General features: G+C 63.7%; 20 protein-coding genes. 9 read left to right on the top strand and 11 right to left on the bottom strand.

Annotated elements, in window-relative coordinates; all coding sequences use genetic code 11:
• Positions 1-2,064, bottom strand: a 2,064-nt coding sequence (locus tag ACIQ3B_RS14460; RefSeq protein ID WP_397403754.1) for a TonB-dependent receptor plug domain-containing protein, incomplete at its 3' end; no start/stop codon positions are given.
• 511 nt (positions 2,065-2,575) lie between these two features.
• Between ACIQ3B_RS14460 and ACIQ3B_RS14455 the strand changes: the two genes are divergently transcribed.
• Positions 2,576-3,058, top strand: coding sequence for a RidA family protein (locus tag ACIQ3B_RS14455; protein ID WP_397403752.1), 483 nt, complete (start codon positions 2,576-2,578; stop codon positions 3,056-3,058).
• A gap of 124 nt (positions 3,059-3,182) precedes the next feature.
• Here ACIQ3B_RS14455 and ACIQ3B_RS14450 read toward each other — a convergent pair whose 3' ends face one another.
• From ACIQ3B_RS14450 to ACIQ3B_RS14430, 5 genes are all read right to left on the bottom strand, one after another.
• The gene (locus tag ACIQ3B_RS14450) at positions 3,183-4,196 is read right to left on the bottom strand and encodes an NAD-dependent epimerase (RefSeq protein ID WP_397403750.1); all 1,014 of its coding nucleotides are present in this window, start codon (positions 4,194-4,196) and stop codon (positions 3,183-3,185) included.
• 74 nt (positions 4,197-4,270) lie between these two features.
• Positions 4,271-5,107, bottom strand: coding sequence for a glycosyltransferase family 2 protein (locus tag ACIQ3B_RS14445; RefSeq protein ID WP_397403748.1), 837 nt, complete (start codon positions 5,105-5,107; stop codon positions 4,271-4,273).
• Between the two features lie 90 nt (positions 5,108-5,197).
• Positions 5,198-7,222, bottom strand: a complete 2,025-nt coding sequence (locus tag ACIQ3B_RS14440) for a TonB-dependent receptor (protein WP_397403747.1) — start codon at positions 7,220-7,222, stop codon at positions 5,198-5,200.
• 420 nt (positions 7,223-7,642) lie between these two features.
• On the bottom strand, positions 7,643-8,629 hold the full coding sequence (locus ACIQ3B_RS14435; RefSeq protein WP_397403745.1) for a FecR family protein: 987 nt from the start codon (positions 8,627-8,629) through the stop codon (positions 7,643-7,645).
• Positions 8,630-8,727: 98 nt separating this feature from the next.
• Positions 8,728-9,279, bottom strand: a complete 552-nt coding sequence (locus ACIQ3B_RS14430) for an RNA polymerase sigma factor (protein WP_397403744.1) — start codon at positions 9,277-9,279, stop codon at positions 8,728-8,730.
• Between the two features lie 364 nt (positions 9,280-9,643).
• Between ACIQ3B_RS14430 and ACIQ3B_RS14425 the strand changes: the two genes are divergently transcribed.
• A complete protein-coding gene (locus tag ACIQ3B_RS14425) occupies positions 9,644-11,497 on the top strand; it encodes a phosphoenolpyruvate carboxykinase (GTP) (protein WP_397403742.1) in 1,854 nt (617 codons plus the stop codon).
• Between the two features lie 41 nt (positions 11,498-11,538).
• Here the strand turns inward: ACIQ3B_RS14425 and ACIQ3B_RS14420 are convergent, their stop codons facing one another.
• The 3 genes from ACIQ3B_RS14420 to ACIQ3B_RS14410 form a co-directional block, all read right to left on the bottom strand.
• Positions 11,539-13,467 carry a polysaccharide biosynthesis protein gene (locus ACIQ3B_RS14420; protein WP_397403740.1) on the bottom strand — a complete coding sequence of 643 codons (1,929 nt, stop codon included), beginning with the start codon at positions 13,465-13,467 and terminating at the stop codon, positions 11,539-11,541.
• Positions 13,468-13,639: 172 nt separating this feature from the next.
• Positions 13,640-14,335: a TorF family putative porin gene (locus ACIQ3B_RS14415; protein ID WP_397403738.1), complete on the bottom strand. Its 696-nt coding sequence runs from the start codon at positions 14,333-14,335 to the stop codon at positions 13,640-13,642.
• A 183-nt stretch (positions 14,336-14,518) separates the two neighbouring features.
• On the bottom strand, positions 14,519-15,316 hold the full coding sequence (locus tag ACIQ3B_RS14410) for an SDR family NAD(P)-dependent oxidoreductase (protein WP_397403736.1): 798 nt from the start codon (positions 15,314-15,316) through the stop codon (positions 14,519-14,521).
• A gap of 53 nt (positions 15,317-15,369) precedes the next feature.
• Between ACIQ3B_RS14410 and queF the strand changes: the two genes are divergently transcribed.
• Positions 15,370-15,825 carry a preQ(1) synthase gene (gene queF, locus ACIQ3B_RS14405; protein WP_397403756.1) on the top strand — a complete coding sequence of 152 codons (456 nt, stop codon included), beginning with the start codon at positions 15,370-15,372 and terminating at the stop codon, positions 15,823-15,825.
• 14 nt (positions 15,826-15,839) lie between these two features.
• Here queF and ACIQ3B_RS14400 read toward each other — a convergent pair whose 3' ends face one another.
• Positions 15,840-16,385, bottom strand: a complete 546-nt coding sequence (locus ACIQ3B_RS14400; protein ID WP_397403734.1) for a nitroreductase family protein — start codon at positions 16,383-16,385, stop codon at positions 15,840-15,842.
• Positions 16,386-16,534: 149 nt separating this feature from the next.
• On the opposite strand from ACIQ3B_RS14400, the gene ACIQ3B_RS14395 reads away from it, so the two are divergent.
• The 3 genes from ACIQ3B_RS14395 to ACIQ3B_RS14385 all read left to right on the top strand — a co-directional run bounded on the left by ACIQ3B_RS14395 (position 16,535) and on the right by ACIQ3B_RS14385 (position 18,376).
• Entirely contained in the window at positions 16,535-17,149 is a 615-nt protein-coding gene (locus ACIQ3B_RS14395) for an NUDIX domain-containing protein (RefSeq protein ID WP_397403732.1), read from the top strand.
• 16 nt (positions 17,150-17,165) lie between these two features.
• Entirely contained in the window at positions 17,166-17,999 is an 834-nt protein-coding gene (cysE, locus tag ACIQ3B_RS14390; RefSeq protein WP_397403730.1) for a serine O-acetyltransferase, read from the top strand.
• A gap of 170 nt (positions 18,000-18,169) precedes the next feature.
• Positions 18,170-18,376: a DUF3126 family protein gene (locus ACIQ3B_RS14385; RefSeq protein ID WP_397403728.1), complete on the top strand. Its 207-nt coding sequence runs from the start codon at positions 18,170-18,172 to the stop codon at positions 18,374-18,376.
• A 23-nt stretch (positions 18,377-18,399) separates the two neighbouring features.
• Here the strand turns inward: ACIQ3B_RS14385 and ACIQ3B_RS14380 are convergent, their stop codons facing one another.
• Positions 18,400-19,044, bottom strand: coding sequence for a helix-turn-helix transcriptional regulator (locus ACIQ3B_RS14380; RefSeq protein WP_397403726.1), 645 nt, complete (start codon positions 19,042-19,044; stop codon positions 18,400-18,402).
• Between the two features lie 63 nt (positions 19,045-19,107).
• Here ACIQ3B_RS14380 and ACIQ3B_RS14375 point away from each other — a divergent pair, with 63 nt between their 5' ends.
• The 3 genes from ACIQ3B_RS14375 to ACIQ3B_RS14365 all read left to right on the top strand — a co-directional run.
• A complete protein-coding gene (locus tag ACIQ3B_RS14375; protein ID WP_397403724.1) occupies positions 19,108-19,341 on the top strand; it encodes a hypothetical protein in 234 nt (77 codons plus the stop codon).
• Positions 19,338-19,535, top strand: a complete 198-nt coding sequence (locus tag ACIQ3B_RS14370) for a hypothetical protein (protein WP_397403722.1) — start codon at positions 19,338-19,340, stop codon at positions 19,533-19,535. Before ACIQ3B_RS14375 ends, ACIQ3B_RS14370 begins: the two co-directional genes overlap by 4 nt.
• On the top strand, positions 19,523-20,034 hold a 512-nt coding region (locus ACIQ3B_RS14365), incomplete at its 3' end, for a hypothetical protein (protein WP_397403720.1). The genes ACIQ3B_RS14370 and ACIQ3B_RS14365, both read left to right, overlap by 13 nt.

Below are 20,034 nucleotides of genomic sequence, written 5' to 3'. Positions count from 1 at the left end.
CAACTGCGCCGGTGGCTTGGCGAACTTGGTGACCTTGGTGTCGGACCAGTTGCCGGTCAAAGACCACTGAATGCTGCCCCAGTCATCGAGATCCGTGCGGGTTGTCACAACCAGGTCGGCGCCCCGTGTGCGGGTGTCGAGGCCGTTGGTGAAGATGTTGATCCCGGTCTGGGTCACGGTCGGGTCAAGGACGCTGCCGCTCGCCAGGATCGCCGCGCGGACGGCGGGCAGGTTAACGGTGCCGCCGGAGCCGAACAGCGTTGCCGAGCCCACGACACGGTCCTTGATCGAGATCTGGTAGAGATCAAGGGTCGCGGTGATGCCCATTCCAGGCTTGACCACGAAACCGACGCTGTAGTTGCGTGACTTTTCAGCGTCCAGGCCGCTGACGCCGACCAGCGCGGCGGCCGGCGAGTTCGGTGGAAGCTGCACGAACGCCGAGGTCGGAGACACGTTCGTCGCCGAGTAGTTGCCTTCGGCAAGTGTCGGGGCGCGGAATCCTGTGCTGCCTGTGGCCCGGATGGCGAACATCTCGTTGAAGTCGTAACGACCCGTCGCCTTGACGATGAAGGTGTCGCCGAAGTCGCTGAAGTGCTCATAGCGAGCCGCAAGGTCCAGCTTCATCGGCTCAGTCGGCGAGAACGCGACGTTGCCGTAGATGGCATAGCTGCGGCGCGTGCTCTTGCCAGCGTCCGTCGGTTCGAACCCGGGGTAAGCCTGCACGCCTTCCTTATAGTAGGAGCCCGGGTCCCCGGCCTTGATCTCGTAGGACTCGCGACGGTACTCGGCGCCGAGGGCCAGGTTCAGCGGTTCGGCGAAGCCCACATCGAGTTCACGATCAAGGTCGATCTGCGAGGTCCACTGCGTGAAGATGAATGCGCCGTTGTAGAAGTCCGAAGGCGAGAAGCCCGGCGTCGTCGGCGTGGACGTGTCGATGTAGAGGGACCGGTTGAGCGAGTCCTTGTTGTAGAGGCTGACGCTATCCTCGCCATAGGTGGTTGCGACATCGTAGTTCCAGCCGCTGGCCAGTTCGCCCTTGAAGCCGCTCGTTGCGGCATAGTCCGTTTCCTGAACGACGATCCGGGGACTGAAGCCGAAGGGCCGCGGGATCGAGCCATCGCGACCGACCACCAGGTTCGGTACGCGGTAGTTCTGAATGCCCGAGGCGTATTTGTCGCCGTAGGTGCCGAAGCTGTAGAATTTGACGTCGCCGATATCGATGCCGAAGTTGTAGCCGCCGACATTGAGCCGGTACTCGGCATCACCCGTGATCTGGTTCAGATAGGGGAAATCGGGCAGGCTGGCGACTTGCGGGTAGCGCGAAAGGCGCGAAGTTGAATTGATGTTGAACGAGGTGTTGGTGACCCGGGGGTCAACGTCCCCGACAAAGGTATAGTCATGATATTTGGTCTGATAAGTCAGGTTGAGATATGAATTCTCAATTGGTTTCAGGCCAAGGTTCAGCGTCAGGTCGGCGGTTTTGCCGCCAGCGCTGTAGAACTTGCCTGCGGTCGCGGTGATTCCGCCACCAGAGTCGTTCTCCTTGAGGATGATGTTGATGACGCCGGCGATGGCGTCCGAACCGTACTGCGCGGCTGCGCCTTCCTGCAGGACTTCGACGCGGGCCACTGAACCAAGGCTCACGAAGTTCAGATCGGCGGACGCGCCGCCCTGGAACGCACCGCCGAGGACGGCGAGGTTGGCGGTGCCGTGGCGACGCTTACCATTGATCAGAATCAGGGCGTGGTTGGGGCTCAGACCCCTGAGCTTGGCCGACAGCCTCAGGTTGGCGGTGTCGCTGCCGAACGACTGGGCGTTGAACGATGGCACGTTCTGGGCAATGGCCTGGACCAGATCGGTCTGACCCACCCGGGTCAGAGCTGTGGAATCCAGCACCGTGATCGGGGCCGGGCTGTCGACGGCGCGAAGGCCGGTTGTCCGCGTGCCGGTAACAATGACGGCTTCGACATCTGTCGCGTCCGTTTCGGCATCCGCTGCCTGTACGCCGCCCGCCATGGCCGCGCCCAGAACCAGGGCGCTGACGCCCACAAATGGATTTCTCAAGGTGAACCCCCTCGTTACGATGATGGGCCCGTCTCGACGTTCTCTTCCGTGTCCCGAATGTCGCGACGCCGAAGGCTGCGGTTTCAATGAACGATGCATTGCGTCCACCAGCTCGGCGTCACTTTGATTCACTCAGTGACGAGCCAGAACCACGCGCCGCTGATCGGAAGTCAATTCAGCACAGGCTGTGGCGTTTACAGGTCTGCAACAATTGCGCAATTTTCGGTCAGCGGCGCCCGCTGAGGAGGTGCTTCATCGAATTTGGCGAATGCGCAAAAACTGGAAAACGCTCCGTTTGCCTCGCCGCCCCCTCGAATTCGCCGGGTGTTGGCACAGCCGGTCCTGGACCGACCAATTTTCGGGCGCCTTCCCGGAATAGGCCCGGCGCGACGGGAATGGACTGGGCGCGCCGCATCGCCCGTCCTAGTTTCCTGAGTGCAAGATGTGTCGCCGCCCGCCACCTCTGCGGGTGATCCATCGCCAGGACTCAAGTCGTCAAAGGGACCAATCAATGCATTTCAAGATTCTCTCGGCTGCGGTCTTCGCGAGCCTCATGGTCGCCGGCTCGGCCGCCGCCCAGAATGTCCATGTCAACCCGAGCAACGGTTTCATTTCCCAAGCCGTCAAGGCGCCCGCTGGTTCCGAGACCCTCTATGTCAGCGGGATTACGCCGGACGTTGTCCCCGGCGCGCCGGCTGCCACGCCATTTGGAGATACCAAGACCCAGGTGATCAGCGTGCTGACCAAGATTGAGGCGATCATGAAGGGGCAGGGTTACAGCCTGAGCGACACCGTCATGATGCGCGTGCTGCTGGTCGGCGATCCGGCCAAGGGTGGCGGTATGGATTTCTCCGGCATGATGGAAGGTTACACCCAGTTCTACGGTCCTCTGAAGAACAAGCCGGCGCGTATTACGTCACAGGTGGCGGCCCTGGTGCGGCCGGGCATGTACGCGGAGATCGAGGTCCAGGCGGCCAAGGCGCCGACGAAATAGGGCTCGCACGCGAGATTGAGACCGATCGGACGCCGGGACAATCTGTCGTCATGGACAGACGTAGAGTTCCGGCGGCCGGTCCGCAGTGGATCTTCCAGCCCCCGGCCTCTATTGAACACCCAGCCTAGACCCGGAAGTACTCCCGGTACCAGTCCACGAAATGTCCAATGCCCACTTCCACCGTCGTGGAGGGGCTGTAGTCGAGGATTGCCCGGGTGGTGGCCGTGTCGGCCTCGGTTCGTGTCACATCGCCCGGCTGTATGGGCAGCAGGTTGAGTTTGGCCTTCACGCCCAGCTTCGCTTCCAGCACCTTGATGTAGTGCATCAACTCCACGCACCGGCTGGCGCCCAGGTTCAGCACCCGCCAGGGCGCATTGCTGGTGCCGGAATCTGCGGAGATCCCATCCCATTGGGGATTGGCGGCCGGCGGGCGCCCGATTGCGGCTACGAGGCCTGAGACGATGTCCTCCACATAGGTGAAATCCCGCTGCATCTTGCCCTCGCCGTAGACGTCGATGGGCTGACCCTTGAGCATGGCGTCGGTGAACTTGAACAGAGCCATGTCCGGACGTCCCCACGGCCCGTAGACTGTGAAGAACCGGAAGCCCGTGCAGGGGATGCCGAACAGGTGGGCATAGGCGTGCGCCATGGATTCGTTCGCCACCTTGGTCGCCGCATAGAGGGTGATTGGGTGAGTAGCCGGGTCGTGGACGCTGAAAGGCAATTTCGTGTTGGCGCCGTAAACCGAACTGGTTGAGGCATAGATCAGGTGCTTCGGCTGGGTGGCGCGGCAGCCCTCCAGGATGTTGAGGAAGCCGACGACATTGGAGTCCACGTAGGCCTCCGGCGCTTCCAGGCTGTAGCGCACGCCTGCCTGGGCGGCGAGATTGACAACGGCATCAGGCCTTACCTCGGCGAAAAGGCCAGCTATGCCCTCGCGGTCGGCCAGATCCAGTTTGGCGTGACGATAGCCGGAATGGCTTTCGAGGATCGCCAGCCGGGCCGCCTTCAGCGCTGGATCATAGTAGGCATTGAGGTTGTCGAGGCCGACCACCGCCTCACCGGCTTCCATCAAGCGCCGGGACAGGTGAAAGCCGATGAAGCCCGCTGAACCAGTAACCAGAATCGTCAAGGCCACGCCTCCCGACGGGCGCCGCGTTGAAGCCCTTCAGTCGTTCTCTAGAGCGAGCCCCGTTGCCGGAGCCTTAAGCGTCAACGCCCGCCGAGGCCCGCCACACGGCGCAGCGTGGCCGGCTGGGTCGCATCGCCAGCCTGTTCTGCTGCCAGACGACGTACGTCCGCGATATCACGGGCGCGCAGATGGACGATCAGTGGCGAAAGGGCCGACAACAGACCTGCCGTCAGGCCAAGGCGTCCCTCGCGCCAGCCACCCTGCGCCAGATAGCTCCGGGCCAGTTCGCCGAGACCCTGAGCCATGCTCATGGCCAGGCCAGCGGGACGACCGGTGTCGACCACGTCCTCGGCACGCAATGCGGTGAATCGGTTGAGACGTTCCACCAGGCTCCCGACGTCGCGTCCCAGCAAACGGCGGATCGTCCCTGTCAGGGCGCCTCCTGATTGCCCGGCCATCGCCACTGGCGTCCGCACGCGTCCAGCATCCCACGATTTCAGGCCGCGCTTGTAGAGGCGCGGCTCACGTCTTGCGCTCAGGACGCCGGTCCAGCCGTTGCGGACCAGGCTTTCGCCAACATAGTTGTCGATCGGCAGTTCGTACCAATCACTGGCGCGCCGCATCTGAAGCACTGCGCGTATTTCCCAGGCCAATGCGGCGTCTATCCGTTCCTCGGGCTCAACCTCAAGCACCCACTCGCTGGAGCAGGCCTCGACGCCCGCCATCCGCCGGTGGCTCTCGAGCGGGAAAATGCCGTCAATGACGATGGCGCCGTAGCGTCGGGCGATCTCCTGTGACCGGTCGGTGCAGCGGTCTGCCACTACCACGATCTCGTCGCAGAATGAGAGTTTGCGCAGGCAATCCAAAAGCTGGGCTTCCTGATTCTGGACACAGACAACGGCCGACAATTTGACCACGGTAGACCTCTCGGGCGCTCCACTGCGAAGCTCGTCATGGGATAGACGCCGCGCCTTGAACCTGCCCCCCAGCCAAGCTTTACCTTTTGTTCAGAAATTGGCCGCCAACCGCACCCCGAATGTGCGAGGGCGTTGCGGCGTGGCCTGGCGTAACTGTCCAAAGCTGAACGGATTGCCGTAGGCGAAGGTGTCTCCGGTGTCGTTGAACGGGTTGCTGACAAAGGCGGCGGCCCGCCAGGTGTCGGCCACGATCTCCGCCGAAAGGCGGGCGCGCAGGTACTGTCCCATCTTTGGCGAGAGACTGGCGTTGAAGCTGAGAGACGAGGGGCCGATGTAGTTGGCTTCACCGATCAGGCGCAGGGTGAGCTCTTCCGTGAGCGACCGTTGATAGGCGGCGAGTAAGCCGGCAGAGACCTTGGGCACGCCTGGCAACGCTCCGGTGACCTGGGCTGCGAAATCGGCGTTGGCGTTGCGAATGCGAGAGTCTGCGAACATTCCGTTGACCTGCAGGGAGAGACCGAAAGGCCAATCGTAGCTGGCTTCTGCCTCGAGGCCCACGATCCGGGCGTCGGCGACGTTTGCCGTGTAGGCGAGGCCTGACGGGCGGTACTGGTCTGTCTGGATGTTGGACCAGTCATTGACGTAAGCGGACGCGCGAACGTTGAGGCGATTGTCCAACCGGCGAAACTTCGCGCCGATCTCGTAGTTGCTCAGGCGGTCCGGCGCGAAAGTGGCGCGGCGGGCGGCGATAGCGAACAGTCCGCTGGAATTGAAGCCGCCGGAGCGATAGCCCTCGCTGACCAGTGCGTAGATCAGGTCGCCGGACTGGAACTCCTTTTGTAGGGCGATCTTGGGAGAGAACCCCTGGAAGGTGCGTGTGCGATCAAAGGATCTGGAGTCGTATGGAAGGGTAACCGCCACATCCGATTTCGTATGCACGCGATTCTCGAATACGCGCCCGCCGACGGTTGCGCTCCACCCCTCTGCGAAATCATAGACCCCTTCGCCATAGACGGCATATTCTACCCGCCGGTCCTTGCGGCTTTCGGTGTAGGCGGTGGTCACCAGCGGGCCTACAGACAGGATCTTCAGCGACGAAGGGGTCCGCTCCACGGTTCGCGCCGTGTAGACCCCGACCAGCCAGTTGAATCGCCCAGCGCCTGGCGAACGAAGCACAAGATCCTGGATGAGCATGTCGGCGTTGGCCGCCTCGAAATAGGCGCCAATATCGCCAGTGCGGACAACGAAATTGTCTGCAAGGGTCGCGGAAGCATCATACTGGCTCGAGTAGACGTGGTGCACGTAGCTGGCCGATGAGGTGAGGCTGCCCCAATCGAAGTCGCCCTGGATGGTGGCTCCGCCATAGGTAAAGTCGTTGTTGTGGGCCTCACGCACGCTGTTGGTCCGGATAGGAGGCGTGCCCGCAGAAGGCCTCGACGTCTTGCCGCTGGCAACAGTCACGTACTGCGTATCGTTAGAGTGCAGGTTCTGGGTCGCGCCGGCGATGTCGAGGCGCCAAGTGCTCGAGATCTGGGCGCGGAGAGCCAGCCTGCCACCATTGCGACGGGTCTGGTCGACGTTGGCGAGACCCAGGCTGATGTTGTCGAGGTATCCACCCTGGAGATCACTATAGGCGACCAGTCGGGCGGCGAGCCGTCCTGGAACAATCGGCAGGTTGATGTAGCCGTCGACCTCGTAGCTTTCATCGCCGCCCTTGGTCGCGGCGAGAGAGCCAGCAAGACCGGCTGAAACAGTCTCGAGCTCCGGCTTGCGCGTAACGATGCGATAGACGCCGGCCAGGGCGCCGGACCCGTAGAGCGCGCCTTGCGGACCGCGGATGATCTCGATCCGATCCAGATCCACCAGTCTCAGATCGGGGTCTGGCGCATTGTAGTTGATCGGCGCCTCGTCCAGGTAGGTGCCCACCGTTGAGCGGGTGCGGCCGGTAAATGCGCCGTCCGACAGGCCTCGAATAAGCAACTTGTCGCGACCGGGACCGAGGTTGGTTGTCTGAACCCCGGCCAACTGTCCGACGGTGCGCCCGATGTCCACCGAGCCCGTGGCGGCGATCTGTTGCCCTGAAATGGCGCTTACGCCGGCAGGCAGGCGATCCATGGCAACGGGGCGCCTGGTGGCGGTGACAACAATCTCCGCAATGAGTGGTGGCGGTCGGGGGGGGTCGACAGGGGCAAGCTCAGTCACCACTGCAGGGTTGGCTGTTATCCGAACGGTGCGGGTGTCCACAATCCGGTATCGGCAAGGCGCCCCGTCCAGCAAGCGTGTCAAGGCTTCATTGAGTGTGAAGCGGCCTCGCAGTCGGGTAACGCCTCCACCCCCGCACGATGCGGTTCCCAGAATTGATACATTGGTCTGTAGCCCCAGATCTATCAGGGCATCAGCGTAAGACCTTGGTGGGATCGCCAGATTGAAGCGAGAGTCGGCGGCCTCAGCGCGTCCCACCACACAAGCGAGAGCTACGCCGCCCAACAGACTCTGCGAAAGCAGGCTTCGCCTGGCTATGACAAAAGGCCCTCTTTAGCGATCCGACGTTCTATCACGTCGCAGGATCAAACCTGCGTCGGTACGTACCGCGCTTATCGGAACCAGCAAGGCCAAGCGTCCAATTACAGCGTCCTGATTGTCCAGGACTAGAACGCCGGAAACCGGGACCGCCCCCAGAGTGGCGTCATCGAGGCGGATCGGGGTCGACCATTGCTGGTTCAAATCGGCGATGACCTCGGACAGGGGTTGTCCCCTATAAACCAGCTTCCCCGTGCGCCAGGCCAGCACTTCGGACGCTTCGGCCTTCACGACCTTTGTTTGGGCGTCGCCCTCGACATGATCCAGGCGCTGGCCCGGGCGAAGACGGTAAGCCCTGCCGGATGTACCCTCAGCCGGACGGACCTCAACGGCGCCCCGTGCCACCGTCACGGACAGTTTGCCCTCCCGCCGTCGCACGTCAAACTGGGTTCCGACCACGCGCACGGTACGGTCACCGGCGGCGACATAGAAGGGTCGATCTGCGTTGTGGGCGACATCAAAAACGGCCTGGCCCTGATCCAGCCTGACCGTCCGGGCGCTGCGCGACAGGGATACCGTCAAGCTGGTGCCGGCATTGAGATCGACTCTGGATCCGTCGGCCAACGTCACGGAGCGACGTTCACCCTTGGCGGTCGCATAGGTCTCGGTGCTGGCCGACGTGATCAACTGAGGCGCCGCCACAACGGCCAGAAAAGCCGCTGCGGCAATTCCGAAGCCGCCCACGACCGTTCTGCGATCTGGTGCAGGTCGGATGGATCGCCTGGCGGATAGGCCCTGAACGATGGCTTCCGCATTGGCGACGACTTGTTGGGAAACCCCCATCGCCCGATCAAACGCTGAGACATTGCCAGGAGAAGCGGACAACCAGGCGTCAAAGGCGATCGCTTCCGCGTCTCCAAGGTTACCGGCTTCAAGCCGCACGACCCAACCCGCTGCGTCTTCGCAGCACGCCTCGTCGTCGTATCGCCAGCCCTTGATCATGCGTCCTTCCAGGGCTGTCGCATACGACCACCTGCTAGATAAATAGACGTCGCCGAACCGCGTCGCCCCCCCCCTCCGAAAATACACGCATGAGTTGATCATGAACCCAACCTATGGGTGATGCTCTTAAGTCCGGCGGAGATGTGCTTTTCTACGGACTTGACCGAGATACCCATGATGCGGGCCGTTTCGGCATGGCTACGGCCTTCCAGTTTGTGCAGCCGGAAAGCGCGTTGCATCTGGGGTGGCAGGCCAGAGACGGCCTCAACCAGTTGTCGCAAGCGCTGGCGTGACGCTGCCGCTTCATCCGCCGGCGGTTCAATGGCTATGTCATCCTCGCCTATCGAGGCGTGAGCCACCCGGCGCCATGCCGCGTCACGCGCGCTGGATCGCGTGTCGCCGCGGACCCGGTCGAGCATGACGTTCGTCGCTACCCGATAGATCAGCGCTACCGGGTTCTCGATCATCAGGGCGTTTGGGTCGCGTGTCGCCAACTTGAGATAGAGCTCCTGGGCCAGATCCTCTGCCGTGGCGGCCGAACCTGTCCTCGCAGCAAAGAAACGGACGAGGTTGGACCTGCGTTCCAGATAGATTTCCAGGAGCGGGTCTGTTGGGCGCGACGTCCTGTCATGTCCGGTGGCAATGCTCATGCCGGTGTTGCCGCTGTTCTGGCAGTCGGGCCTCGACGGTCGGGCGAGCAGGGGATCAAGGGTTCCATGGCCGAGAAATCATATAGCGCTGGCTACTCATGCCCTATTCCGCTGCTTGCGCCAAATCCGCGAGACACGAGAAATATCTCATGGAGTGATTCTGTTCGAAATCGGTCTCCCTGGGCCGTAGTCCTGAGCCGGCATGCCCGGAATGCAGCCATTTCCACAGGCGATGCGTAGATTGTCGCGTCTGCAGGGGCCTTGGTGCTGGCCCGGCCCATGCAGACGAACTATTGAATTCCCACGGTGAGTGCGCGCGAGGGGATGCCTCTGTGCCGGTTTGGGACCCAAGGAGTTGCCGTAAATGAGCCTGAAGACTGTGCCGGGCCTCGATAGTGCGCCGACGAAACACGCCCGACTGATCCATTGGGTTCGTGATATCGCCGAATTGACACAACCTGACCGGGTGGTCTGGTGCGATGGCTCGGAAGGCGAATGGAACCGGCTCACCGGAGAACTTGTCGCGGCTGGTACGCTCAAGCGGCTGAACCCCGAAAAGCGCCCGAACTCGTTCTATGCCGCCTCGGATCCTCGCGATGTCGCCCGCGTGGAAAGCCGAACATTCATTTGCTCTGAGAAGCCGGAAGACGCTGGCCCTACCAACAACTGGCTCGACCCGAACGAGATGCGTTCGGACCTGACGGACCTGTTCCGGGGCGTCATGCGCGGTCGAACGATGTATGTGGTGCCCTTCTGCATGGGCCCCTTGGGGTCCGCCATCAGCCAGATTGGTGTTGAGATAACCGACAGCGCCTATGTGGCGGTATCCATGCGGATCATGACCCGGATGGGCCAGGGCGCGCTGGACGTTCTGGGCGATGACGGCTTCTTTGTTCCCGCAGTGCACACGGTGGGTATGCCGCTGGTGGATGGCGTCAAGGACGTCGCCTGGCCCTGCAACGAGATCAAGTACATCGTCCACTTCCCCGAGAGCCGTGAAATCTGGTCCTATGGCTCTGGCTATGGTGGGAATGCGCTCCTGGGCAAGAAGTGCTTTGCACTGCGCATCGCCTCGGTGATGGCCCGAGATGAGGGCTGGTTCGCCGAGCATATGCTGATCCTCAAGCTTACGTCGCCCGCGGGCGAGTCGAAGTTTGTGGCGGCCGCATTCCCCAGCGCCTGCGGCAAGACCAATATGGCCATGCTTGAACCGACGCTGAAGCGGTGGAAGGCCGAGACGATCGGCGACGACATATGCTGGATGCGGTTCGGTCAGGATGGACGCCTGTACGCCATCAACCCGGAAGCCGGTTTCTTCGGCGTGGCGCCCGGAACCGGCATCGAAACCAACAAGAATGCAATCGAGGCGCTCTGGGGCAACTCCATCTTCACCAATGTGGCTCTTACCGATGACGGTGACGTCTGGTGGGAAGGCCTGACACCGGAAGCGCCGGCGCATCTGATCGACTGGCAGGGGCGCGACTGGACGCCGGACAGTGATACGCCCGCCGCCCATCCGAACGCACGTTTCACGGTGCCCGCCGCCCAGACGCCGGTTATTGCGCCTGAGTGGGAGGATCCGGCGGGGGTGCCGATCTCGGCAATCCTGTTCGGCGGACGCCGCGCCTCTGCGGTGCCGTTGGTGACCGAGGCCCGCGATTGGCAGCACGGCGTGTTCATGGCCTCGAATGTTGCTTCGGAAGGCACGGCAGCGGCGGAAAACGCCATCGGAGAACTGCGCCGCGACCCGTTCGCGATGCTGCCATTCTGCGGCTACAACATGGGTGACTACTTCGCCCATTGGCTGAAGATGGGTGCAACCCATGACGCGGCAAAGCTGCCCCGAATCTATTTCGTCAACTGGTTCCGCAAGGACGAGCGGGGCAAGTTCGTTTGGCCGGGATATGGCGACAACAGCCGGGTGCTGAAGTGGATCTCTGAACGGCTGGACGGCAAAGCCGACGCCGTGGATACGCCCATTGGCCGCGTGCCGACCCGCGCCAGCGTGGACACCTCCGGCCTCAACATGACCGATGCGCAGATGCACCTGTTGCTCACCGTGGATCCAGCGATCTGGCTGCAGGAAGCAGCCTTGATCCCGGAATTCTACGAACGGTTCGGTGAGGCCACGCCCAAGGCGCTCTGGGATGAGTATGAAGCGTTGGTGACGCGTCTGAAGGCGGCAGCGGCCCCAGAACGTGTGGTTGCGGCGGAGTAGCCTGAGCAAGCTCTCCGGAGTAGACGCTCGAAGGCTGTGCGTCAGCCTCCCGAGACGACCCGCAGGGTCGGCAGGGCGCCGGGCTTCTCGCCGCGGATCTGGCCTACGAGGTCGAAGAGGGCGTTGCGGATCTCCTCATCGCTGCCCGACTCAACGGTCGCGGCCAGCGCTTCGAGGTGAGTGGGTATCACCCGGATGGCTGAGCTGGACACAACCTCCATCACCTTGGGTGCGCAGGGCAGGGCGCGTTCGGTTTCATCCAGCAAGGCTTCCGTCAACTTTTCGCCCGGTCGCAGGCCCGTGATCTCGACATCGATGTTGCGGCGGCCGGAAAGCGCGATCATCTGCTGCGCCAGATCCATGATGCTGACCGGCTCGCCCATTTCGAGAAGGAACAGTCGCGAGTCACGACGTTCATCCGCGTGACAGGTGGCCGTGGCGTGAAGCACCAGTTGCGCCGCCTCCGGGATTGTCATGAAGAAACGAGTCATTTCCGGGTGGGTCACCGTGACCGGGCCCCCGCGTTCGATCTGGGACTTGAAGATCGGCACCACCGAACCCGACGAGCCCAGGACATTCCCGAAACGCACAGCAGAGAAGCGGGAGCCTTCGCCCGTGCTTTGCTGAGCCTGGATGACGGCCTCGGCCAAACGTTTGGTTGCGCCCATCACGTTGGTGGGATCGACAGCCTTGTCGGTGGATATCAAAACCATCTGGCGGGCGTCGCAGGCCCGCGACGCCTCTGCGACATTCCAGGTTCCGATGACGTTGGTCAGGATGCCCTCGGTCGGATGCCGCTCTACCATGGAAACGTGCTTCAAGGCCGCAGCATGGAAGACCAGCTCGGGACGTTCGTGCGCGAAGATGGCCGTGGTCCGGGCAGCCGACCGGACGTCGCTCAGCACGGCCTTGATAGCGATGTTGGGGAAGGTCTCGCGAATTTCCCGCTCGATCTCGAACAGGGCGGTCTCGGAGAAATCAAGCAGGATGAGACGCGCGCAGTTAAAGCTGGCCACCTGGCGGCATAGTTCTGCGCCGATGGAACCGCCTGCTCCGGTGATCAACACGCGGCGACCCTGGATGAGGTCCCCGACCGCATGTCTATCGAGCTCAATGGGCTCGCGAGCCAACAATTCCTCAATGTTGATGTCGCGCATCGGCAGAAGGGTGACGCCGTCGTGCTGGGACAATTCGACAATCGAGGGCAGGCGAAGCAGCCGGATACCGTCATTCTTGAGGCGGCCAAGCAGGTCTGCGGTCAGGCCCTTCAGCTTGCCGGGCTCCTCCAGAAACAGGACGGCGCGCGGGTATCGGTTCCACCGCCGGAGATCCGCCAGAGCTTCGTCGAGGCGATCGATGGCTTCCAGAATGCAGACGCCCCGGACCTGTTGGCCAACCTCGCGGCGGTCCGTGCCAATGATGCCGACGGGGGCATAAGGGTGATCATGGCTGCGTGCGACGCCGCGCAGATAGGTGTCGGCCAGCGATGAGGGGCCGATCAACAATAGCGACGAAGCGGGCGACGCGCGGTCGGAAGCCATCTGCAGTGGCGAAAAACTCTCCAGCGCGTTCTCGTGCTGCGCGCGGCGCGCGATACGAGCGCCCATGCAGATGAACATCTGGAGCAGAGGCGCCATCACCAGGGTGGAACGCGGGAGACCCTCGGCGCGATCCAGTACGAACACGGCCAGCAGAAACACCCCTGCCGTCAGCAGAGCGCAGCGTGCCAGCACAAGTGCGTCGGGAATTGAAACATAGCGCCAGGGCGACAGCTCGCGCTGGAAGATCAGGCTGAAGATACCCGCGAGGGCCGCGAACATGGCGCAGAGTTGGAAGAATGAAAGGGCGCCATCCTGACCGAATCCAAGTTCTGGCTGGGTTGGGGCCACGAAAAATGCAAGCGCGAACGCGATCGCAGCTAGTAGCATATCCAGCAGGATCGTCTGGGCGCGGGCGGCCATACGCTCCATTTGTTACACTCCTCCGGAAATGCGATTCCCAACCATAGCCCTCGGCCCGTCGGGTACCAACATCCTTAATCCAGGGGCGGACGGGGGCATTACCCAGGCCCAACCGGAAAAGGGAAAAGCCGTCGCAGGTCTGCGACGGCCTTTCTAATCGTCTAGATCAAGGGCTTGGCGCCTAGAAGGTGAACTTCAGGCCGCCGACGACGCGGCTTCCGTAGATTTTGCCGAAACCGTGCTGGTCGGTGTCATGATAGCGAATGTCGGCGCTGAGGGTGTCGGTGAAGGCATAGCCGACGCCGACGTTCCAGGTCGAATAGTCCAGATTGCCCTGAACCTGCTGGTAACCCAGCGCGCCATTGACCGTGAACTTGCTGTCCGGGATCGCTGTGGAGAAGTTGACCTCGGTGTAGACGGCGTCGCCGGTCTTGCCGAAGAATTCAGGCGAATAGAAAAGCGCGGCGCCGAGGGTGACGGGGCCAGCCGGCACCGAGGCCGCGATCTTGCCTTCGAAGTAGTCCTGGTTCGAACCGTTGGGCGAACCCGCGTAGCCGTAGAAAATGACGGCCAGATCGAAGGTGATCGCACCGGCGACGGGCTTCACACCAGCGTACAGGTCATACTCGAAATTGGTGCCATTGCCGAAATCCACGTTTGACACCCAGGCGCCGGCATAGCCGATGTCCATGAAGCTCGCGTCGACCCCACCAAAGACGGACAGGTCTTCGTCGGTCTGGCTGATGCCGCGGAATACGTAATCATTGTTGGCGCCGACGTTGAAGGCGAACTTCGGGCCAGAGTCCTGGGCGGCCGCAGCGCCGGCCATGGTAAATGATGCAACAGTGGCGGCGAGCGCGATTTTGAGCGTTCTCATTGGTTTTATCCCCTTATGTGTCCGACCGGCCAAAGCCAGCGGTAGAGTCATGGTCGTGCGTGGAGCCCTCAGATCAACGCGAGGGGCAGCATTCAGCGAAGCAGCAAACATGCTGATATTTTATTAAGCATCTTTGTCGTGGCGGTGCTGAAGACTTAGTCGCAAATCATTCGCAATTCAAGGTCAGCGCGCGACCACGGGTGCGAATCCCAAGTGCGAGCCCGCGTCGACAAGCAGGGTTTCGCCGGTGACATGGCGGGATGCTGGCGCGGCCAGAAAGACGGCTGCGGCGGCGATGTCTTCCGGTCTGGAAGCCGATTTCAGCGGTGTCCCGGCGGCCGCGTTGGTTCGAAGGCGTTCGACGGCGCTCTCGGGCATGCCCTTGCCGAACCACGGTGTATCGATGAAGCCGGGACAGACCGCGTTCACACGAATCCTCGGCGCCAGAGCACGCGCCAGGGACACCGTCATGGTATTGAGGGCGCCCTTGGACGCTGCGTAGGGCACTGACGAACCGATCCCTGCGACACCAGCGATGGAGGAGGTCATCACGACAGCGCCGGGCTGGGGCGCGGCTTCGAGCAGGCTTCTGCAGGCCCGTACCATCTGGAAGGCGCCGATAACATTGACGGCATACAGATCCAGAAAGTCCTGTGCGGAAACGGCTTCCATATCACCGTGCGCCGCGAATCGCGTGGTCCCGGCATTGTTGAAAAGAGCGTCGATGCGACCGAACGGCGCTGCGGCGGCCGCGATCCGCCGACAATCGGCATCGTCCGCTACGTCGCCCTGAATGATCACGGCCGCCGCGCCCTGCGCCTCGACCTGGCGCGCAGTTTCCTCGGCGTCGGCCTGGTTGTGAGCATAGTTGATGAGCACCGTGCGGGCCCCCTGGCTGGCGACCTCCACAGCGATGGCGCGCCCCAATCCTGTGGAAGCCCCGGTCACGACGACCACGTAACCTTCGAACTGCCGCGACATCCGACGCCCTCCGCTGCTTGTTGAGAACCGTACTAGCGGCTAATGCCGTGATTATGGAAGAGACCCATCTCACCCAGCTTGGCCGGGAGGCGCGCGGGTTCGACAGTCCTGAGGCTGCGGTTCTGGAGCGGGTGCCCAATCCGCACCCCGGAACCCGCTATCTGGTTCGTTTCGCGGCCCCGGAGTTCACGTCACTTTGCCCGGTGACCGGTCAGCCCGATTTCGCCCATCTGGTGATCGACTATGTGCCGGGCGACTGGCTGGTGGAATCCAAGTCGCTCAAACTCTATCTCGGTTCGTTCCGCAATAACGGCGCATTCCATGAGGATTGCACGGTGGCGATCGGCAAGCGGCTCGTGGCGGAGCTGACGCCGGAGTGGCTCAGGATCGGCGGCTACTGGTATCCGCGGGGCGGCATTCCGATCGATGTGTTCTGGCAGACCGGTGCGGCGCCTACAGGGGTCTGGCTACCGGACCAAGGGGTCGCGCCCTATCGCGGGCGTGGTTAGGCGCGGGTAGCCACCTAAGGTTTCCAGTAAGTCACGAGATCGGGCGGCGAGGGGCGCTCGCGTTCCAGCGGCGGCTCGCGGGGAGTGCCGATGAGGACGAAGCCGGCGACGCGTTCACTGGCTTCAAGGCCCAGAGCCGTGGTCGCCTGGCCATCATAGCTGTACCAGTCGGTGATCCAGTTTGCCCCAAACCCCATGGCCATCGCCGCCTGGACAAGGGTGGAACATACAGCGCCGGCCGAAAGCACCTGCTCCCACTCCGGAATTGCGGCGACCTTCGGCGTCGAGATGACGGCGATGGCCAGCGGCGGCGCCTTGAGCTTGGCAAGTTTGCCGGTCAGGAGGGCGTCGTCGCGAGCAGAACTGATAGCCTCCAGCTGGGCCGCAAACGCCGCCTTATCCACACCCTGAAGAACAATGAACCGCCAAGGCATAAGCTTGCCGTGGTCCGGGACCCTGGCGGCCAGCCTCAGCAGGTCGGAGAGCTGATACGGGTCGGGCGCGGGCTCCGTCAGGGTCACGGCCGAGGTTGATCGTCGCAGCGCCAGGAAGTTCAACACCTCAGGCGACGCCTTTATCGGGAGGGGCGCGCCAAAGGACGGCGGCGGCGGCAATGCGGAACTCAAGGTTTTGGTGACCTTCCGGGGTGAGAGTGTGCGCACCCACTTAGGGGGGTGAACACCGGTTCCGCAATGGCATGGAGATCCCCGTGGGAGAAAAGCCCAGGTGGCTGAGGCCGCACGGAAGTCCCTGGCGACGTGGCGCTTCCCGGACGATCTACGAGAATCCCTGGATTGGCGTGACCGAGTACGCGGTGACGGCGCCGACCGGCGCGCCGGCGACCTATGGACTGGTAAGGTTCAAGAATTTCGCGGTCGCGGTCCTGCCCCTGCACGACAATGGTGACACCGTTCTGGTGGGCCAGCATCGGTTCCCGCTGGCGGAATACAGCTGGGAGATCCCGGAGGGTGGCGGGCCGCTGGACGCCGATCCGCTGGAGAGCGCTCGCCGGGAACTGGCCGAGGAGACCGGACTGCAGGCGGCTGACTGGCGTGAGGTGTTGCGCGCCCAGCTTTCCAATTCGGTTAGCGACGAGCGCGCGTTCGGCTACCTCGCGTTGGGACTATCGGAGGCCGCCAATCCCGCCGGCCACGACGACACCGAAGACATCCGGGTTGAGCGCGTGCCGTTCCGCGAGGCGTTGGCCGCCGCCTTGGCCGGAGACATAGAAGATATTCTGACGGTGGCGATGCTGTTGAAAGCATCCCATATGGCGAGGGAAGGGTTGTTGCCGCCCGACCTCGCAAAGGCGATGATGGGGTAGCGGCGGGGAGATACGCATGACGCAGCGACTGGAAGTGGTGAACGCCGATACGTCTCTGCCGGTCTGGGCGGCGCTCCGAAACGAGGCTCAGGCAGCAGCCATGTCGGAGTCGGCTCTCGCCAGCCTGCTGGCGGCGGTGATCCTGAACCACAAGTCGCTGGGGGACGCCCTCAGCTACCAGCTGGCACGGAAGCTGGGCGACCAGGAACTGCGGGCCATGAGTCTGCGCGACATCTGCGAGGAGGCCTATGAGGCTGACCCTTCGATCGTCGAAAAGGCCGAGTACGATCTGCGGGCGGTGTTCGAGCGGGACCCCGCCTGCAAGGGTTACGTCCAGCCGTTCCTGTTCTTCAAGGGCTTCCTGGCGCTGCAGACCCATCGGGTGGCGCACTGGCTGTGGCACGAGGGTCGGGAGACCCTGGCGTTCTATCTGCAGAGCCGCTCCAGCGAGCTATTCCAGGTCGACATCAATCCGGCCACCCGGATCGGCCGCGGCGTGTTCATCGACCATGGCACCGGTATCGTGATCGGCGAGACCGCCGTGATCGGCGATGATGTCTCGATGCTGCAGGGCGTGACCCTGGGCGGCACCGGGGCCGAGCGTGGCGACCGGCACCCGAAGGTGGGCCGCGGCGTGCTGCTGGGCGCCGGAGCCAAGGTGCTGGGCAACATCACGATCGGCGACTACGCCAAGGTGGCCTCGGGCTCGGTGGTTCTGAAGCCGGTTCCTGCGGGCTGTACGGCGGCCGGCGTGCCGGCGCGGCTGGTCAACTGTCCGGCGGGCGATGAGCCGGCAAAGAGCATGGATCACACCCTGGCCGACGCCGTCTACAGCGACCCTGTGATCTGAGGTTCCCCCGGCGCGCGTGACCCGCTAGAGCATGACAGCTTCAAGTGGGTACCGGTTGAAGCGCCCGTCATGCTCCAGACATATGAAGGGCGAGCCGTTTTGTCCGGATCAGATGATTCCATCTGATCCGGAAAGGCTCTAGGTTCCCGCCGAATTTGAAGGAGCCCCGCGTGGACGAAAAAGCTATCCGCAAGATCGAAGGCCATCTGCGCGGGACGTTTGCGAACGCGCGGATCACGCTGGTCCCGCGTCCGCGCCAGAAGGATTCCGCCGAGGTCTATGTGGGCGAGGAGTTCATCGGCGTGGTGTTCGAGGACGAGGACGGCGACGGTTCCTATGTGTTCAACATGTCGATCCTGGCGGAAGACCTGCCCTAGGCTGTCGTAGAAAACCTGCAGGATCAGGCCGCGTCGCGCAGGATACGGCGGGCCTGGAAGGGCGGGATGATGGCGGTGATGTGGGCCGCCCAGCGCAGGCGCGCATCCGGCCGCACCGGGCCGGCCACGCTTTCCAGATCATAGAGACCGGGCTTCGAGCCCCGCAGCAGCCGCTTGACCAGCACCTCGTCGGTGTCGGTCTCGACCACCACCACATGGCCCAGCATGTCGGGGCTGGGCGGGGTGCGCTGATCCTCGAAATAGATCAGGGCGCCGTCGTCGGCGACGCCGCGCATGGAGTGGCCCGACACCTTCAGCGCGCGGGCCTGCGCGGTGCCGCCCGGCGGGATAGGCGCCAGCTGGGCCGGGTCATGGCCGAGGGCGAACAGCACCGTGCCGTCCGGATTTGCCCCGACGTAGCCAATCACCGGCGCCATCCCGTCGGCGCCCGCCACCCTGGCGTCACCCGCCGCATCATAGAGCCACTCGGCGCTGACCCCGAAGGCGGCGGCATACGCCTTGGCGCGGCGATAGGAGTAGGGGGCGTTGCCGTTCTCGTTGGCGGCATAGGTGTTGCGGCTCCAGCCGAACGCGTCGGCGGCCGCGGCGGCGGTTTCGTGGCCCCGGTCGATCCGGGCCTGCCTGAGGCGTTGGGCGCGTCCATCCATGAACTGTAGGTTATATGCAGAAACATCTTGCGACAAGTCAGCTGTATGTTCTATGTTTGTTCTATGGCAAATCTTCAGCAACAAACCTACTCCGCTCTCCGCTACGGCGGAGCCACCCGGGCCCGAGCTTGCGCAGAATGCTGCGTCAGTTCCGGTCGTAGCATCCAGCTTGAGGCGCACTTCCGGATCCGCAGGCCCGGCGTCGGCGCCGACGCCATGCGGCCGAAGTTCGCGCGCCACAAGGCCCACGTGGCGCGGGTCATGGCGGCGGGCGGCTATCCGGCGCTCTCGCTGTGAGTCGGCCCGACGAGGCGGCCGCCGTGATCGCCGGCGCGCTCAGCCGCCGCAGGCCCGCTGAACGGGGCCGGTTCCTGCGAGAGCTGATGGCCCACACGGCGGCGGGGCTGGTGGTGATCGAGGGCGAGGCGGCGGCGTCGGAGGCGGTCTACCGCCTGGCCGACGCGGTAGTGGGGCGCGCATGTCGCGGATAAGGGCGCTGGAGCGCGCGCGGCTGGCCAGGCTGGAGGCCAGGCTCGCCGGCCAGGCCGAGGCGCGCGCCGTGGCCGAGGGCGTGGCCGAAACCGTGGCGCTTTCCCGCGCCCGGGGCCAGGCCATCGCCGAACCTGCGCCTGCGACCCGGCGAGGGGCCTATCGCCGCCAGACCGGCCTGGACTGGCTGACCGCCCGGGGCCGGATCAGCCCGGTCGCGCGGGCGACGGGGGAGCGGTACGGCGAGGTCTGGCGCCGCGTGCGGATGGACGCGAAACTCCCTTCCAGCCTGGAGGTGCTGCCCGGCGGCGGCCCGGGCGGGGGGCCGGGCCTGGCCCAGGTGCTGGCGCATGGCGCGCAGACCGAGCGGGCGCGAAAGCTGCTGGCCAGGCTGCGCGCGCGGCTGTCGCACCAGCCGGATCTGGTGGCGGTCTGCGACGCGGTCTGCGGGGAGGAAAAGACCCCGCGCGAGGCGGCGGCCGGCGAGCGCGATGCGGCGCG

This window comes from Phenylobacterium sp. (assembly GCF_044358365.1).
Classification (GTDB): domain Bacteria; phylum Pseudomonadota; class Alphaproteobacteria; order Caulobacterales; family Caulobacteraceae; genus Phenylobacterium.
Note: the sequence above shows the minus strand (reverse complement) of the source record. Positions and strands in the feature narration are given on the sequence as shown.